Source organism: Bacillus sp. AFS001701 (genome assembly GCF_002559405.1).
Taxonomy (GTDB): Bacteria; Bacillota; Bacilli; order Bacillales; family Bacillaceae_G; genus Gottfriedia.
On sequence record NZ_NTZO01000110.1, the window covers coordinates 1 to 17,156 of the forward strand.

The following is a 17,156-nucleotide window of genomic DNA, read 5'->3' on the forward strand; positions in this document are numbered from 1 at the left end:
ACTTCAATAGAAGTAATGCTAAATTATTTATTTAACCATAGATTATGATTTCAAAACATCGTGATCAACATATCGTTTCCCATCTAATTGACTAATAACATTAATCGCAACTTTTGCTCCATCACCTGCTGTAATAATCGTATGAACACTTGTTCCTGCAACAGTTCCCGCTGCCCATACTCCTTCTATATTTGTTTTACCATTCGAATCGACATCAAGTACGGTCTTTATGCGAGGTTCTGTTCCAGCCTTTGTTTTTAGCCCCACATTTTCAGCTACATCCACACTTAACCCCGTAGCTAAAATCACTTGATTTGCTTCATAAGTAGCTGTTTCAGTTTCAATATTAAAGCCATTTTCTGTACTCACTATGTTACCTACAGTACCTTGGACCATTTCAGCTCCAAATTTTCTAACTTGATTTTTTCCTGTTTCTATTAAATCTGGGCCTGTAATTTCTGAAACCCCATAATGATTTTCAATCCATGCTTTTTTCGTTATACTATTGTCGTTGTCTAAAACTAAAGTTTTTTTACCAGCTTTTGCTGCAAATAAAGCAGCACTTGCTCCCGCCGGTCCGGCGCCGATAATTACTATATCATACATTATTAAAATCGCTCCTTATACATATAAGATTGATTTAAGTACTGTCATTATTATTCTGTCGTCGCCTTATTAATCCCTGCATATAATGATCGCAAATTAATTAAATCCCGGGAAACTTGAGAGATCAGAATAATTAATCCATAAAAGTACAAACGCAATAATACCTAATAACAATATTGTAAAAGTTTGTTTAAACGAATCCTTAACACGGATATGTGATATTATTCCACCAATTGCCACAACTCCTAATAATAAACCACCCGCTGGAACCCAACTTTCTTCCCAAAATCCAATAATAAGTGAAACTGCTCCAACCAATTCTACTAATCCAGTAATTACTCTGAACCATTGTGCTAATTTCAAGTGATTAAAACTTTCAACACTCGTTTTTGATCCAAAAAGTTTACCTAAACCAGCAATTAAAAACATAAGAGCTAATAAAATTTGCAAGATAATTGATAAAATATCCATTTTTTTATCACCCCTTTACTAATATATATGCAATTGAAAAAAGCACATATTACTACAAAAGTAACTATTCAATCTAAATTTTTGATTAGAATGTTTTATTAAATAAGTAATGTCTTGTTGATTTCAACTAAGGATGCTTGCTATAGCATGAGCTGGGTGTCCACGTTTCTGCTGGGTCTTTAGTCTTCCTACATCTCCAATAAATACATATAATTTCTTTTTTTAAAAGGCAATTTTTAAAAAGCACAAATTTAGGCAAAATAAAAAAGCAGTGTTACCTGCTATATTATTTAGTACTTTTAATTCCTTATTAAGCTATTAAATTAAATTTAATCTTTAAAAAAAATCAATTCGATTCATAACATCTTCAATTGTAAATTGCTTTAAATAATCTAAAGCCTGGCGTTCCGCTTCAAATAATATTCTCTCTATTTCTAAATCTAACTGTTCTGCAGCTTCACCACAGTCAACTGACATTTCTTGTTCTATGGGACCCTTATTAACAGCAGTATAGATTTCACCTAAGGTAATCGAATCAATCGCCTTTTTTAAAATATAACCACCTTCACGGCCACCTTTGGATTCTACAATTCCTGCTGAGGATAAAGATTGCATTACTCTTCGCATGAATGTCGCATGAGAATCCACTTGCTCTGCAATCATTGCGCTTGATAACATTCTACCACTATTTGCCAACCAAACTATTGCATGAACTGCTATTTTAAAACGAGGTGGACCAATATTGACACCTCTGTTTGCACTACTCATTGCTTTTCACTCCTAAAATTACTTGGTTGATTACTTATTAAGCAAATGACAGAACATTAAATTTTCATAGGCAATAGAATGATTAGAAGAAAGTTATTAACAATTTTTACCAATAATTATTGGTTTACTACTATATCCTAAATCTATTTTTTATTCGAGCCCAAAATGTTGCTTTGCTAATTCCTTATATCTTATTTCATCAATATCCTCTTTCGTGACTACACCGTTAATCCATTGTGTAAAGGAAGTATTCGTTAAAGTTTTATTCCCATCATTTGTCAGTCGAGTCATTAAAGGATTTTTATTAAATGGAGATTCCTCGTGCTCAGCAATAATTGTTTGAATCTCATTGAATTCGGATACATCCGAAATCACATCGCATGAATCAAATGCATATCCAATTCTCCAATCGGGATCTTTATGTTTTAGTTTTAACATCAATACATAATCCCCGAATTCTGTGTCTTCTTTTTTAATTCGAAACTCACCATTACTAGAAGTAATCATCACACCGGATAAGGGAACTGCTTTTAAAGGAAGATTCGCTCCAAATCCTGTATCAATTAAGTATGTTTCTTCATTTTGTGTTAATAGGATCGTGACATGTGTTCTTCCAAAAGTAGGATATTTTTGAGCTATATTGTCATAAACAACTCCTCTTGCTAACCTCACGTTAAAACCATTTTCAAGAAGAAATAAATAAAGTAGTGAATTCAATTCATAACAGAGACCACCTTCATTTTTAACTAATAATTTACTAATTAAATTTTCTTGGTTGATCTCATTCGTTTTATTTCCTATAATACAAAGATTTTCAAAAGGTATATTTTTGGCAGTTTTTTCAAGAACATCATTTAAATTATTAAAATTAATCACTTCATTATCTCGTAATCCGATTCTTTTTCGAAATAATAAATTAAGCTCGCTCATTAACGTTTCCCCCTGTCTCTTCAACCATTTAATTACATACCTTTTAAGTATATAAGCTAAAAAAAATAAGTTGCTAAAGCAACTTTAAATTTAGTTTGTCTCTTATAATCTTTTTTCAAAATAATATTGATTATACCCTTTTGGATGATTCTCGATTATTCCAAACACTTTAAAACCATGCTTTTTATAAAATTTTGGAGCTTGAAAACTAAAAGTATCTACTTTAATAAGGCGACATCCATTTTCGATTGCAAATTCTTCCATTTGATTGATTAGCTGACTACCAAAACCTGCATGTCTATATTCCTCTGACACCCATAAGAAGTCTATAGATAAATGGTGCCAATACATCCTTCCTGTAATTCCACCTACTATTTCCTCTTGATCATTTCTAACGACAAAGCTTATATTTTCCGACGGTGCTTTCCTCTCTTCAGTAAGGCTTTTAGCATTAAATTCAATTACTTTTTTTCTAATAAAATCACTATCTTCTTGTACCCATTGTTTTACTATTTTCATTTTATTTCACCTACTATTATACTTAATTAATAGTACATTCTCTAAATAAAGCCATTTTCCTTTTAAAATCATTCTTAACCAAGAATCTAACTGAAAAGTTATAAATAAAAAAACCTTCAATAATAAGAAGGTTTTAATCTAAATCTTATGGTATAATCTTCCAAAAGGAGTGAAATTAATATGCATAACATGCTTTTTCCTCTATTTTCAATCATACCGATTTTGTTTTACATAGCACCTTTTGTTTTTATGATTTGGTTTCTATTAAAATTCCTAAAAATTCAACAAGAAAAAAATCAAATTCTTAAAAGTATTTCAGATAAACTAGATCACTTAAATCACAATCATTCAGAAACTTGAAAGAGCGTATGTCTCTTTCTTTTTTTATTTTTTAGAGACTGGTATCCATATTTCGCTCTTAAAAGTTGGTGATGTGATATCTTTCTGTTCATTCCACAATATTTCAGGACCTTCTACTTGATGGTAATTAGAAGACGGAAACCATTCTGAATAAATTCGTCCCCATACTTCTTGCAATGCATCTGGAAATTTTCCAATTGCTTCGAATACTGCAAATGTAGATGCAGGAACTTCAAGTTGAATGAACTCATTTGGACAGTCATTTGTAGAGGCAACACCAATATAATGATCAAGCTCTCCTTTTTCTTCCATTCTACCTTCAGAAAAATTTGTTGATGCACTGATTATGCCATTCGGTTCAACATTGGAGAGTTCTTTTAGTTTCGTTATTTTTTCCATCGTTAAATTTTTCCACATGGATGCAATTTCCGGATTAACTCCATTAAAAATAATCGGAACTCTCTTTTTTATCCCTACGATTCGAAATGCTTCTTTTTCTTCAATACGATAGTTCATTGCATTTCCCCCTTTAATTGATAATTGGAAGGTCATTTGTGGAAATGCTTTGAGCGAATTGCCGTTATTTCTAGCTTCTGACGGAGTAATTCCATGTAAGTTTTGAAAGGCTCTCGTAAAGGAATCCGGAGAATTGTATCCGTATTTTAAAGCAATATCAATTATTTTCATGTTATGATCTTTAAGTTCAAATGCTGCAACGGTAAGACGGCGGCGACGGATATACTCTGAAAGAGAAATTCCAGCAAGAAACGAAAACATTCTTTTAAAGTGATACTCAGAACAAAAAGCCCGTCTAAAAAGCTCTTTATAGTCAATCTCACTGGTCAGATTTTCTTCAATATATACTAGAGCATCATTCATATTCTTTAACAAATCCATTTTATAACCTCCTTCATCAATAGAATAACAGGAACGAAATTAACCAATCCGACATTTCTTGTTAAGTTTTGTAGGGTACTATTATTAAAGGGAGCCACATTAAGTAGCTCCCCAAAATTATAACTTTTTACATCGATAATTTAAAATCTTCTTTTACATTCAATTTCTTATTAACTTTAACATAAACCAAAATTGCATTAAGTAGCAATAATGCACTTGTAACAAAAAATACGTATTTTACACCTAAATATGCTCCAATTTGTCCACCTAAAATGGAACCGACAAATACACCTAAATATCCAGCTGACATATTAAATCCAAATACTCGGCCGGTAATGGCATCTGGTGTAATTCGTTTAACTAATGTATTAACAGACGGAGTTAAGCCCGCTGTTGCCAAACCTAAAATAAATCGTAGTCCCATCAATTCCCAAGCGTTTTTTACAAATGCTTGAGGAATAACCATCAGACCTGAAACAATCAGTGCAGCGAAAATAACTTTATGTGGACCAATTCGATCTGAAATCTTACCTAATCTCGGAGCTGCAATAATGCTTGCCAATCCTGATGCTGAAAAAGCCATACCCGCTAACAATGCAACATGTGTAGAATGATCAGATAGCTGAGAAATATAGACAGTAATTACCGGTTCAATCGAATAAAGCGCTATTGTTAAAACAAAAAAAGTAATGAACATAGTAATCATTAAGCTTTTATCTGGAATAATACTCCATATTTCCTTAAACTTAAGCACTTTTTTATCTTGGCGAGTAAATGATTCTTTTACAAATAATGCTGTTGTAACAAACGCAACCATCATGAGTCCACCTGTTAAAAAAAACACATTTTGTAAGCCTACAGTCTCTCCAATATAACCTCCAATCATAGGACCAAGTAATGAACCTGCTATACTTGCAGTTGAAAGTGTACCTAATGCTGATCCCGCATGCTCTTTATCAGTTTGCGTTGCGATTAAAGTTGTACAAGCTGTACCGTAACCGGTAATGACACCTTGTAAAAGTCTTAAACCAATTAAAACATAGACATTATGTGCGAAACCCATACAAAAAATTATAATTGACATACCAAGACTTGCTCTAAGGAGCATTGGTTTTCGCCCAAACTTATCGGCTGCCAAACCCCAAATAGGAGAAAAAATAGCAGAAATAATAAAAGTTACCCCAAAAGCAATACCTGAAAATTGACTAATTAATGCAGAATTATGAACACCAAGTTTATCAATATATAGGGGTAATACCGGACCAAGTTGACTCATCCCAATACTTGTTACAAACATTCCGAACCAACAAACAATCAAATTTCTTTTCCACAATAACATCATTTCCCCCTCCTTTTTGATAAAAATAAAATCAATATAAAAAAGTCTCGAGAATGAGACAAATAAAAAATAACAATAAGTTTCTAGTATACACATAACACTAAACTATATTTTATAGTTTGTAAATTATATTTTATAGTTTACTAATTATCATCAGAAGTGTTAAACTATTTTCAGTAATATAGTCTCTCTTTAAAAATACTTTGTATTTAGGTATTGTATCTTTAAGGACATAAGTTGATTGGCAATGGAAATCAGACTATATATTCTTTAAAAAAGTAATTTACCTAAACATGAGACGGGAGCAAAAAAATGGTTCAAAAAAGAAATTTAACAAAAGAAAAAATTATTGAAGTGGCTTTTTCATTGGCCAATGAAATCGGACTTAATCAAGTTACTTTTCCAAAAATTGCAGAGAAGCTAGATATTAAATATCCATCTTTATATAACCATTTTGCGAATATGGACGATTTAAAATTGAAAATGACTATTTCACTTTTAAATAAATTAAATTCGACTTTAATGCAAAGATTAGTCGGTAAAAGTGGTGAACAAGCGATTAGAGAAATTGCTTATGTATACCGTGATTTTGCATTTGATAATAGAACTGGTTATGGGCTTTTTATGAATATCCCGAGTACCGAAAATGATGATGTTAAACGACTTGCTAGGGAAACAACTGGAATTATTCATCAAATTCTAAAGTTTTATATTACAGATCCTACTTTATTAATTCATCAAGGCCGAGCACTAAGAAGCATTTTACACGGATTTGTCTCGATGAATTTCCTTGGATATTTCCAACATCCAGTAAATGTAGATGACAGCTTTGACGTTATGATTGATGACTTTATTTCTTCTGTTTCAAAGCCACAGAAGTAGAATAAGTTTGTAGCAATAAAAAATGTGAACACTAAACTAGGCAACTTTCCTTAGATGTCTAGTTTAGTGCTCACATATAATAAAGGGAGGTGTGGTAAAGGCAATAAATGCTTTTACCACTTAAATGAAAATAGCAAAAGGTATTGAAACAATTGAATTACAAATGAACTTTACAGGACAGGTAAATCTTATTCACCCAACATTACTTTGGGATGAACAAGAAGTGATCTTAGTAGATACAGGAATGCCAGGACAAACCGGAGAAATTCGTGAAGCGATTGAAAAAGCGGGATTGGAATTTAACAAGCTGTCTAAAATCATTCTTACACATCAAGACATTGATCATATCGGGAGCCTTGCTGAGCTTTTAAAAACTGCTGATCAAGAAATTGAAGTGCTAGCACATAAAGAAGACAAGCCATATATTGAAGGCGATAAAGCATTAATCAAAGTAAATCCAGAGCGAATCGCAAAAATGATTGAATCTGTTCCTGAAGAAATAGGAAAAAAAATAAAAGCAATCTATGATACACCACTAAATGCTAAAGTTAATACAACTTTATCTGACGAAGAAGTTTTACCATATGCTGGTGGAATCACTGTGATTTTTACACCTGGACATACTCCTGGTCACATTTGTTTATATCATCAACAAAGCAAAACTTTAATCGCAGGTGATGCTGTTGTCGCGGCTGATGGCGTAATTATGGGGCCAAATCCAAATGCCACACCTGATATGGAAACAGCTATTTTATCCATTAAACAATTAACAAAATATGATATTGAAACAATCATTTGTTACCATGGCGGAATTGTAAATGAAAATGTAAATGAACAGCTTATAGCATTGGCTAACAATCAATAATTTAATGTAGTAAATTTGGGCACCAAATAAGGTGCCCTTAATTTTTTGTTTAATGAATTTGCTTTTTTCCTTTAATAAATGAACATAAAATTAATACAACTAACATTCCTAAACATACAAAAATACTTAACCTGTTTTGTTCACTGAATGCAAAAGCTATACAACTCACACCTAATGCAATTACTGTAAATGATGTTACGTACGGAAATCCCCATACTTTATAGTGTGGCATCTTAGTATAAGTTTTACGAAGCTTTAATTGTGCTAAACAAATGCTGATCCATACTAATGAGACTGTAAATCCAGGTATCGCCATTAAATAACCGAATACGCGATCTGGAGAAAAATAAGCTACAAAAGTGCCCCCAATTAAAATAATTGCACTTACGATAACCGTATAAACAGGTACACCATTTTTAGAAATTTTTGCAAAAACCTTTGGCGCCTCTCCCTCAGTTGCTAACGAATACATCATACGAGTACAGCCATAAATACCTGAATTTGCAGCAGATAATACCGCCGTAATTAATACAAAGTTCATAATATGAGCTGAACCTTGAAAACCTACTGTTGATAAAACTTGAACAAATGGACTTTCTTGATTACCAATTTCATTCCATGGAATTAATCCACAAATAATCAGAATTGGAAGTGTGTAGAATAAAACAATTCTCCAAATAACCCCTTTTATAACTTTAGGTATTACTTTTTCAGCATCTTTTGTTTCTGTTAAAGTCAATCCAATTAGTTCTGAACCACCGTAAGAAAAAATGACTATTAATAAAGCAGAAAATACGCCTGACCAGCCATGTGGGAAAAATCCTTTATGCTGAACATAATTTTGTACATAACTACTATGATCACTTGGAATAATTCCAAATAAAATTCCAGCACCTAACGCAATAAATAAAACAATCATTGTAATTTTAATTCCTGCAAACCAGAATTCTATTTCACCATATCGTTTCACATTCATAAAATTAACAGCCACAATAAAAATTGCACTAATAAAACTTAAAGACCATAACGACATTGAAGGAAACCAATATTGTAGAAAGCTACCGGCTGCGATTACTTCAATAACACAAACAACTAACCACATAAAACAGTACAACCAACCAATTACGAAAGACACTCTTGTACCAAATGCTTTACGAATAAATCCTTTCATATTCAAACCTGGAAACGCAATAGCCATTTCCGCAATCGCACTCATCACAACAAGAAGTAATAATCCAGCAAACAAATATGAAAAAATAACTGCTGGTCCTGCAATCGATACAGTTTCTGATGTTCCTTTAAAAATACCAGTGCCTATTGCTCCACCGAGTGCCATGAAACGGATATGTCTTGGTAGTAAATTTTTTTGTAATTCCATTTTCTATCTCCTCTTTCTAGCTTGTAATTTTATAAAAAAAAATCGCCCCTGCCACTAACGACAGGGACGATTTTCACCGTGGTACCACCCTAATTGCAGAATTAAATCTGCCACTTGTTTTGTTTAACGATCGATGACCGTCTTTTTCAAAGTAAATGTCGACCTTTACTTCGAAAAAGATGCTCCAGAATTGTAATTCATGTTTGTTTATGTACTGATTCACACCATCCACCAGCTCTCTTAAACAGTGAAACAAACATTACTGTATTCCCTTCATTGCATTTTCTATATTCAGTTTTTAACTAATAAAAAAGTCCCTACTGATTGTATCAGTAGGGACGAATTATTCGCGGTACCACCCTAGTTGCAGAAATATTCTGCCTCTTAAGAATTTGATAACGATCAAATTTGACCGTTTTCCCCTCAGTAAAGATTAAACTTTACTTCGAAAAAAATAGCTCCAGGACCGAAATTCATCCTTATCTTTGTACTGATTTCCACCAACCATCAGCTCTCTATTACATTGAGATAAGTACTACTTATATTCCCTTCATTGCTTAAAACTATATTAATCTATCATTAGTAGCTTGTTTCTTTTTTTAATATGTTTTGTATTATAGGGGTTATTTCATAATTCTGTCAACATCTTTTTATTTCATTTTATTCAACCACGATACTAATTGCTAGTTTAAATAGTTTGTATGCTATGAAATTAATATAATATAATTAAGAAAAATGGAGGGAATCAAATCATGCTAAACATACGAAATGTAAGATTGGAAGATTTAACTGAACTGGTAGAAATTGAGCATCTTTGTTTTTCAAAAGAAGAGGCAGCAACAAAGCAGGCATTCGAAAAACGCATTAAATTAATTCCCGATAGTTTTTTTGTAGCTGAGGAAAATGGTAAATTAGTTGGTTTAGTAAATGGTCCTGTTATAAATGAGTCTTTCATTACAGATGATTTATTTAGCGAAATTAAAAAAAATCCATCTACTGGTGGCCATCAAAGTATCTTAGGCATTGCAGTTGCTCCACAAAACCAAAATAAAGGGATCGCATCAAAATTGCTTTCTCATATCGAAAAAGTTTCAAAAGAAAATAAACGTCATTCAATAACTCTTACATGTAAAGAAAACTTAATTCATTTTTACGAAAACCACGGTTTCATCAATAACGGTATTTCTAGCTCAACACATGGTGGAGTAAAATGGTATAACATGATTAAAAAACTGTAAAAGGCGATAGCTTTATTACAGTTTTTGTGACAAAATAATTTTTAAGCTACCAACATTTTTTATTGAATGATCGGTAGCTTTTTTGGTATTGTCCAAAATTAAACCGGATCCTTTTGCAATTTAGATAATACCTCCGTTACACTTACCCACTCATAAATAAGTAAATTCAATTCAGATCCTGAAAATGAAATCTTATCTGATTTCAATAACTCAGCACCATAATATTCATAGAAATAGCGTGTTTTATTGCCTTCTAAAACCTCGACGAATACCCGATTATAACCCCATTTTTGAAACTGTAGAAACAGCTGTTTCATTAACTGTTTTCCGATTCCTTTACCCTGATATTCCTCAAGAAGATAAATAGATGTTAAGTCACCAGAGTGATCAACTTGATTCCTCTCTCTTTTTCCACCATCTGCAAAACCGATAATTTCCCCGTCATCATTTTCAGCAACAACCACATAATCCCCCTCTTTTGAAAGATTATGCTCCCACAATTTTTCTCTTTGTACATAGGACAGCTTCTCCAAAAACTCGTTAGGAATTATATTTCGATAAGTAGTTTTCCAACTATCAACATGAACTTTAGCGATGCCTTTTGCATCTGACATTGTAGCTTTCCTTATTATCAAATCTTCCACCTCGCACCACTCTTTTTAAAAATATATATACCTTCAAAGTGACGAAAAGTCCTTTAATTTTTATTGAGTTTTCCTTGTAGTGATATAAAAAATAGTAACTTCCTAATCAAAATAATTAAACTAGCTACTTTTAAGAACATTTCAATGAATTAATTGCGATTTTGCCAATTTTAATTGCGATTCCCCCTTTTTTTGTGATTACCATTTTTTGATGCGATTCACTGTTCTCATTTGTGATTTCTTTTATTAATTGCGATAACCATATTTTTATTTTTAATTACGATTCTCTGTTCTTATTTATAATCCCTTTTATTAATTGCGATTCTCTATTTTTAATTGCGATTACCCTTTTTTAATTGCGATTCTCTATCCTTATTTGTGATTCCCCTTTTAAAAAAAATAAAAGCACCCCCACAGATGCTCTTTTCTACCTTTTCCGATTATACTTCTCAAAAGAAATTGTCTGAACATCATATTTCTTTCCATTCCAATCATATAAAAGCTTCAAATTTCCAATCGCTCCTCCGCCGTCAGTTGAAATCATTACGACAGCATCGGCAACTAGTTTTTTCTTCTCAACCATATAGTCCACTGGTACGTGTGTATATACACTATCATCAGAAGACGTATCTTTAAACCCTAACGATTTCAAATTAACTTTATAAGTTTTTTGTTTTGTTGTTATGGTTACTATATCCCCTTTTTTCTCCATTTCTACAAGACGTTTAACGGCTTCAGACACCGATTCAATTGGAACTTCCTTATATTCATCGCTTTGGTCATCGTTAGTACTAATTTGCAATAAATGAATCGGATCATTGAAATTATCCAATACGATAATAACTTCATTTTGTTTATCTTTATTTAAATCTTCACTAAACATTTTCGTCCCATACTTCCCACTTTTCCATGTTGGGAAGTGATATAAAAAACCTTCATTTCCAATTTGAACATCAAAATTTCGGTATTCTTTCTGAACAATTCGGTCAGCGATTAAATAAATATTTTCCTGCCACACATCACTTGGAATACCATTCATAACCACTCGTTCAGCTTGTCGCGCACTTACGGAAGAACAAGTAAAAAATGTAAAAGTACTGATTAAAACAACGATTAAACGTCGGTTCATAAAAACACCACCTTTACCATTAAGTTGTCCTAATATGGAAAATATAACCTCACGCAAAAGGATTTGCCTATTCAGCAGCTTCTCCACAAAAAAAGAGAGCTGCAAAAGGCAACTCCCTGTAACTTAAGAATTTATTCCAGCATTCTGTCCCTGCTCCTGCAATATTTCTCCCTTAATTCTTCTTTCTAATGCAGGAGTAATTCGTACAAATATAAGAATACCGATTACACCTAAACTTGTTAAAAAGAAAGATGTCGCGAAATTCGATAAGTATGCACTTAGAGAAACGGTTATCGAGCAGATGAACATCGCTAAATTAAATGTTAAACCTGCAACTGCCATATAGGAACTCCTTGTTTCGTCAGCTGGTAGGTTAGCCATATAGTTTTGTTGAACTGGTACTCTTAATACTTCCGCAACTGTTGCGATGAACATTGCTATAAATAATAGCCAAATAGAGTTACTATATGAAATCACTGCATATCCACCAACAAATGCAATACAACTCCAAATTAACGTTTTTCGATCATCCAATTTCCCTACTATTTTAGAAGCGAAAAGTGCCATTACAACTACTAGTATCGTATTTTCTGTACGCAGAAAACCATTCATCTCGATTCCACCAAATGTCCAGTTCAATAAATGTTGTGTGTGAAAACCATTCGCTAATCGAATACTTATATAATTTGTTAATTGGAATTCCATTGAAAGCACTAGCAAACCTGCCAGTACATAAAGAATAAAGAGCTTATCTTGAAAAACGTCACGATAATTTGAAATCATTTTTTGAGCATGATGAGCAATCGTCTTTGTTTCCGTCTTTTCAGTAACTAAACTTTCTTCAACAAAGAACGTAATTAAGACCCATGTAACAAGTGAAGCAACTGATAGAGCTAATAATAATTCAAATAAATATGATTTAAATAAAAATCCTCCAAGCATGCCACCAATCGCAATTGATAAATTGTTCGACCAGTACATGATTGAGTACATAAGCTTTCGTTCCTCTGGCTTACTCACATCTATTAACATTGCCTGGTTAGCTGGCCCTGCTAGTCCCCAACAAATACTATTCAAAGTCATCATAAAGAATGTAATAAGAGGTGATGAAAACCAAGGTGAATTACAAAGCATCATCGTAATAAACGCAAGTAGTCGAAGTGTTTCGGCAAACACAATCGCCTTTTTCCGACCAAACTGATCCGAAAAATATCCCCCAAAAAAGTTCATAATAATGCCTATAAATACATTTACAAGCAAAAGTAATCCTGCTTGTTTTATCCCAAAATGCTTAGATAAATAAATCGCCATAAATGGAAAAATCATACTTCCAATTGACGAACTCAAGAACGATTCAAGTAATCGAATTTTAATATTTTTGTGAAACTTTAGTATCCCCACGCTCTTTCTACCTCTCTTTATCTATTAAATCCCCTTCGTTTAAACTAGTGTTAAATAAACCCATTATTTGCATGAAAATTCCCCCTTTTTAAACTTTTCACTTAATTAGCATAGCAGTTATTTCCGATTATGCCAATAAGCAAACCTAATACTTTTTCCCTATATAAATGAGAAAAATTGGAATGCCTAAAGCAGATCAATTTGGCTTGTTTTAAAAAACTGTTTGAGTATTGTTTTGTAATGCTACAGTTCATTTATGATAGCAGCATCACTATTTTCACCACATTTCTTAACCTTAGTTTCTTCGAAATAAAATAGTAAGATTCCTGACCTTTCACATACAGCCCAACAAAATTTCGTATCTAATTCATTAAATATAAATTTTTAGTAAAAAATAACTAAATTTACGTATCTTGATTACTACTTATTGAAATAAATACCTGATTAGACTATTATCTAATTAGATAAATGTAAAAGTAGGTGTATATTAGTGCAATTAAGTAAAATTGTAGATTTCCATAAAGCTTTAGGTGATCTTACTCGAGTACGCATTATTGCTTTACTTCAGCAAGGTCATTTAAGTGGGCAAGAAATTGCCAGAAAATTAAGTCTTAAACCCCCAACAATTACCCATCATATGTCAAAGCTTAGAGAAGTTGGTCTAATTAAAGAGCGCCGAGATAAAAATACAATCTATTTCTCTCTAAATTCAAAAATTTTAGAAATGAATGCGAAAGCAATTTTTACAGTAGGTACAGGAGGAGATTCCAATATGGAAATGTCAGTAACTGAAAGTGAACGTTCAAGCATTATCAATAATTTCTTTACTAAGGAAGGCAAACTTAAAGTTTATCCTGCTCAGCGAAAGAAAAAGCTTGTCGTTTTAGAACATATGATTAAAGGCTTAGAATTTGGTAGAGTTTATCAAGAAAAAGAAATCAATGAATATTTGAAGGAATTTCATGAAGATTACGCTACTTTGAGGCGAGAGCTCATTATGTGCCAATATATGTATCGCGAAAATAATCAGTATGAATTAAATCCAGTTGAATTATGGTGGTTAAAATAATTGGGTAAAAAGAGAGAAAAAGTAGCATTTAAGTAAAATAAAATCTATTAATAGAACCTAAAAAAGAAAAAGAGATACTTTAAAATATCTCTTTTTCTAAATTATTATTTACTTGGTTTTGTAGAAATATATTTCTTAACTACTTCCATTACATATCCCTGACAAGCATCAGCTGTAGTTGGATCATATTTACCGCCATTTGTTTTATTGTTTGATAATACGCGAATTCCTAAGAAAGCTACATTATATGCTTGAGAGATTTGAGCTGCAGCTGCGCCTTCCATTTCTTCTACAGAAGTTCCGTATTTAGTATGGAACCATTTAATGCGATCAACTTCATTGTTCCAAACGTCTGCAGATCCGATTGTACCTTCTACAACCTTACCTTTAGTGTATTTGTTTTTCACAGCATTTGCAGCTGCTAATAAATCTTTATTACCTTCGTAAAAACGTGGTTTTTCAGCATTTGGATCTTCACCTGCACTACCTTCTGAAGCCATTAAGTCCATTGGTTTCCACTCCGTTGCATCAATACCTTGGTTTTCGTCCTTCGTTTCTGTTTTTAAAGAACCAATATTAGTTGTATTTTTACCTAATACGATATCAAAAACATTTAAATTTGCATCATGACCACCAGATGTACCTTGGTTAATAATTGCGATTGGTTTATATTTTTCAATTGCAATCGCTGTAGCAGCAGCAGTGTTTTCCATACCTTTACCTGTTTTTGCTACAATAACAGGATAATTATCTAAAGTACCTTTGTAAAATACGAAACTACCTGATTTTTCAATTTTTACATTTTTTAACTGACTTGCAAACTTTTCAGCCTCAATTGGCATTGGCCCCTCAATAATAATTGGTTTAAGATGTTTAGTTTTTGCTTCTGCAGTGTTCGATTTAAAGTTATAACCTACAGATACTGAGATTAATAATGCAGAAATGATTCCTAAAAAACCGTATTTTTTTAACAATGTCTTTTCCCCCTTGATGATGATCACACTCGATGTTTTAGTCAAAAAAAATGGTCTAGAAAAAGTAGAACAATCTCTACCTTCTAGACCTACGAAAGTTAAAGTATAGATTAGCAATAAATGCTAACCATCATTATTGGTTACAAAATATGAAACCAAGTATACTTTAACCCGTAGTCTAGTTCTTTCATTGGGAACCAGGTAGAAACGCTCAGACCATATTACTGAGCATATACGAGTAATGTTTATGAATGATTACACTGCTAATATATCAAACTCGAAATATATTTTCAATACAAAACATGAACTTTTTTTAAAAAAATATATAATAACGTTCGTATTTTATAGAAAATATTAGATATAACTTGTGTAAAATAATGGTTTCGTTATTTTTTTCCGAAAAACCTGAAATAAAATTTCATTTTTTTAGAATTCAAATTTTATTGGTCTTAAAAATAATTCCTCTAAAGTGTCTTTCGCATTTTTATGTTCATAAATAATTTCAAACAATGCGTTACAAATCGGTAGTTCAACATTATACTGATCAGAAAGTTCCTTTAAAGCTTTAATTGTAGAAACCCCTTCCGCTAATTTATCAAACGGTTTTCCTTCAACAAATGCCTGTCCAAACTTTCGATTCTGACTATGCATTGAAAAGAGCGTTGCCTCGTAGTCTCCTAAATGACTTAAACCGTAAATTGTTAAATCATTTCCACCCATTGCTCTTATTAACCGAGAAATTTCTCTAGTGCCTCTAGCCATCAATGAGCCTTTTAAACTACTATATTTCAATCCATCTAGCATTCCTGCAGCTATTCCCATGACATTTTTGGTTGCAGCTCCAATTTCATTACCAATTAAATCTTGGCCGTAATAAAATCGGATTAACTCGCTGTTAAATGCTTTAGCAATTTGTTTTGTTACTTCAATATTCTCCGAACCAATGACCATGCAATTTGGTATATTTCTTACAAATTCCTGTACATGGCCAGGTCCTACCCAAACCGCTACATTGCTATTTTTCCCAACCTCTTCACGAAAGACCTGTGTGAGCCTTTTTCCAGTAGTAGATTCTATGCCCTTCATACAGAGGATAAAAGTTTTACCTTGTATTTCATTATATTGACTTAAGCGGTATGCAAATGTTCTTAGCTCTTGGGCACTAATTGATATAATAATGACTTCTGCAAATGATAATGCACCTTCTAAAGAGCTCGTTAACTCAATTCCATCTGGTAGGCTTAAATAGTCATTTTTTCTTGTCTGATTTAAGTCATTAAAATTTCTAGAGCTTTCTCTTCCCCATAAAATTACATCGTGGCCAACTCGATTAGCGTACCAAGCTAAAAAAGTTCCCCATCTACCGCAGCCTAAGACAGATACATTCATTCATTACTCTTCCTTCCAAAAATTATTATCGAGTAACTGGACTAAACAAAAAAACAAACAAAAAGTCTAATTAGGTAACCTATTAGACTTCTTTGGATTGCTGAAAAATTAGTTTGTCAATTGGTCTCTTTATTAATCGGTTGTTACTGGCGCCTGTTATGTGGAACTTATTTTCATTTTCTTGCTTATTTACTCCCTCATGAGGAACTAATTTTCTTCATCTTGCTGTTTTACTTTCTCATGAACCCCTCATAAGGAACCTATTTTCTTCTTTTTGCCTTTTTACTTCCTCATGAA

The 17,156-nt window shown here is 32.5% G+C and carries 17 protein-coding genes, 1 riboswitch and 2 other annotated features; of the genes, 4 read left to right on the forward strand and 13 right to left on the reverse strand.

Annotated elements, in window-relative coordinates; translation table 11 throughout:
- Positions 1–42 precede the first annotated feature (42 nt).
- The 7 genes from CN514_RS09485 to CN514_RS09520 form a co-directional block, all read right to left on the reverse strand.
- Positions 43–606: an FAD-dependent oxidoreductase gene (locus tag CN514_RS09485; RefSeq protein WP_098232363.1), complete on the reverse strand. Its 564-nt coding sequence runs from the start codon at positions 604–606 to the stop codon at positions 43–45.
- A 96-nt stretch (positions 607–702) separates the two neighbouring features.
- A complete protein-coding gene (locus tag CN514_RS09490; RefSeq protein ID WP_098232364.1) occupies positions 703–1,077 on the reverse strand; it encodes a DoxX family protein in 375 nt (124 codons plus the stop codon).
- A 336-nt stretch (positions 1,078–1,413) separates the two neighbouring features.
- Entirely contained in the window at positions 1,414–1,845 is a 432-nt protein-coding gene (locus tag CN514_RS09495; protein WP_098232365.1) for an RrF2 family transcriptional regulator, read from the reverse strand.
- Between the two features lie 150 nt (positions 1,846–1,995).
- Positions 1,996–2,775: an arylamine N-acetyltransferase family protein gene (locus CN514_RS09500; RefSeq protein WP_098232366.1), complete on the reverse strand. Its 780-nt coding sequence runs from the start codon at positions 2,773–2,775 to the stop codon at positions 1,996–1,998.
- A gap of 102 nt (positions 2,776–2,877) precedes the next feature.
- The gene (locus tag CN514_RS09505; RefSeq protein WP_098232367.1) at positions 2,878–3,294 is read right to left on the reverse strand and encodes a GNAT family N-acetyltransferase; all 417 of its coding nucleotides are present in this window, start codon (positions 3,292–3,294) and stop codon (positions 2,878–2,880) included.
- A 384-nt stretch (positions 3,295–3,678) separates the two neighbouring features.
- Positions 3,679–4,551: an AraC family transcriptional regulator gene (locus tag CN514_RS09515; protein WP_098232369.1), complete on the reverse strand. Its 873-nt coding sequence runs from the start codon at positions 4,549–4,551 to the stop codon at positions 3,679–3,681.
- Positions 4,552–4,678: 127 nt separating this feature from the next.
- Complete coding sequence (locus tag CN514_RS09520; protein ID WP_098232370.1) at positions 4,679–5,890, reverse strand: multidrug efflux MFS transporter; 1,212 nt, start codon at positions 5,888–5,890, stop codon at positions 4,679–4,681.
- Positions 5,891–6,202: 312 nt separating this feature from the next.
- On the opposite strand from CN514_RS09520, the gene CN514_RS09525 reads away from it, so the two are divergent.
- Both CN514_RS09525 and CN514_RS09530 read left to right on the forward strand, forming a co-directional pair.
- Complete coding sequence (locus tag CN514_RS09525; RefSeq protein WP_098232371.1) at positions 6,203–6,772, forward strand: TetR/AcrR family transcriptional regulator; 570 nt, start codon at positions 6,203–6,205, stop codon at positions 6,770–6,772.
- A 124-nt stretch (positions 6,773–6,896) separates the two neighbouring features.
- Positions 6,897–7,637, forward strand: coding sequence for an MBL fold metallo-hydrolase (locus CN514_RS09530; RefSeq protein WP_098232372.1), 741 nt, complete (start codon positions 6,897–6,899; stop codon positions 7,635–7,637).
- Between the two features lie 49 nt (positions 7,638–7,686).
- Here CN514_RS09530 and CN514_RS09535 read toward each other — a convergent pair whose 3' ends face one another.
- A complete protein-coding gene (locus CN514_RS09535) occupies positions 7,687–9,015 on the reverse strand; it encodes an amino acid permease (RefSeq protein ID WP_098232373.1) in 1,329 nt (442 codons plus the stop codon).
- 59 nt (positions 9,016–9,074) lie between these two features.
- Positions 9,075–9,301, reverse strand: a binding site (T-box leader).
- A gap of 45 nt (positions 9,302–9,346) precedes the next feature.
- Positions 9,347–9,578 (reverse strand) — a binding site (T-box leader).
- Between the two features lie 189 nt (positions 9,579–9,767).
- Between CN514_RS09535 and CN514_RS09545 the strand changes: the two genes are divergently transcribed.
- Positions 9,768–10,253: a GNAT family N-acetyltransferase gene (locus CN514_RS09545; protein ID WP_098232375.1), complete on the forward strand. Its 486-nt coding sequence runs from the start codon at positions 9,768–9,770 to the stop codon at positions 10,251–10,253.
- Positions 10,254–10,351: 98 nt separating this feature from the next.
- Here the strand turns inward: CN514_RS09545 and CN514_RS09550 are convergent, their stop codons facing one another.
- From CN514_RS09550 to CN514_RS09560, 3 genes are all read right to left on the reverse strand, one after another.
- Complete coding sequence (locus CN514_RS09550; protein WP_098232376.1) at positions 10,352–10,888, reverse strand: GNAT family N-acetyltransferase; 537 nt, start codon at positions 10,886–10,888, stop codon at positions 10,352–10,354.
- A gap of 436 nt (positions 10,889–11,324) precedes the next feature.
- Entirely contained in the window at positions 11,325–12,026 is a 702-nt protein-coding gene (locus CN514_RS09555) for a hypothetical protein (protein WP_098232377.1), read from the reverse strand.
- 123 nt (positions 12,027–12,149) lie between these two features.
- Positions 12,150–13,427 carry an MDR family MFS transporter gene (locus CN514_RS09560; RefSeq protein ID WP_098232378.1) on the reverse strand — a complete coding sequence of 426 codons (1,278 nt, stop codon included), beginning with the start codon at positions 13,425–13,427 and terminating at the stop codon, positions 12,150–12,152.
- A gap of 490 nt (positions 13,428–13,917) precedes the next feature.
- On the opposite strand from CN514_RS09560, the gene CN514_RS09565 reads away from it, so the two are divergent.
- A complete protein-coding gene (locus CN514_RS09565) occupies positions 13,918–14,496 on the forward strand; it encodes a DUF2087 domain-containing protein (protein ID WP_098232379.1) in 579 nt (192 codons plus the stop codon).
- Between the two features lie 104 nt (positions 14,497–14,600).
- Here CN514_RS09565 and CN514_RS09570 read toward each other — a convergent pair whose 3' ends face one another.
- Complete coding sequence (locus tag CN514_RS09570; RefSeq protein ID WP_435817604.1) at positions 14,601–15,425, reverse strand: 5'-methylthioadenosine/S-adenosylhomocysteine nucleosidase; 825 nt, start codon at positions 15,423–15,425, stop codon at positions 14,601–14,603.
- Positions 15,426–15,624: 199 nt separating this feature from the next.
- Positions 15,625–15,728, reverse strand: a riboswitch (purine riboswitch).
- Positions 15,729–15,896: 168 nt separating this feature from the next.
- Positions 15,897–16,859, reverse strand: coding sequence for an NAD(P)H-dependent glycerol-3-phosphate dehydrogenase (locus CN514_RS09575; protein ID WP_098232380.1), 963 nt, complete (start codon positions 16,857–16,859; stop codon positions 15,897–15,899).
- Positions 16,860–17,156: the final 297 nt, after the last annotated feature.

Coding starts and splice junctions, on each gene's coding strand:
- CN514_RS09575 (WP_098232380.1), bottom strand. CDS start 16,859: ATGAATGTATCTGTCTTAGGCTGCGGTAGATGGGGAACTTTTTTAGCT.
- CN514_RS09490 (WP_098232364.1), bottom strand. CDS start 1,077: ATGGATATTTTATCAATTATCTTGCAAATTTTATTAGCTCTTATGTTT.
- CN514_RS09495 (WP_098232365.1), bottom strand. CDS start 1,845: ATGAGTAGTGCAAACAGAGGTGTCAATATTGGTCCACCTCGTTTTAAA.
- CN514_RS09515 (WP_098232369.1), bottom strand. CDS start 4,551: ATGGATTTGTTAAAGAATATGAATGATGCTCTAGTATATATTGAAGAA.
- CN514_RS09500 (WP_098232366.1), bottom strand. CDS start 2,775: ATGAGCGAGCTTAATTTATTATTTCGAAAAAGAATCGGATTACGAGAT.
- CN514_RS09555 (WP_098232377.1), bottom strand. CDS start 12,026: ATGAACCGACGTTTAATCGTTGTTTTAATCAGTACTTTTACATTTTTT.
- CN514_RS09545 (WP_098232375.1), top strand. CDS start 9,768: ATGCTAAACATACGAAATGTAAGATTGGAAGATTTAACTGAACTGGTA.
- CN514_RS09505 (WP_098232367.1), bottom strand. CDS start 3,294: ATGAAAATAGTAAAACAATGGGTACAAGAAGATAGTGATTTTATTAGA.
- CN514_RS09520 (WP_098232370.1), bottom strand. CDS start 5,890: ATGTTATTGTGGAAAAGAAATTTGATTGTTTGTTGGTTCGGAATGTTT.
- CN514_RS09535 (WP_098232373.1), bottom strand. CDS start 9,015: ATGGAATTACAAAAAAATTTACTACCAAGACATATCCGTTTCATGGCA.
- CN514_RS09530 (WP_098232372.1), top strand. CDS start 6,897: ATGAAAATAGCAAAAGGTATTGAAACAATTGAATTACAAATGAACTTT.
- CN514_RS09525 (WP_098232371.1), top strand. CDS start 6,203: ATGGTTCAAAAAAGAAATTTAACAAAAGAAAAAATTATTGAAGTGGCT.
- CN514_RS09485 (WP_098232363.1), bottom strand. CDS start 606: ATGTATGATATAGTAATTATCGGCGCCGGACCGGCGGGAGCAAGTGCT.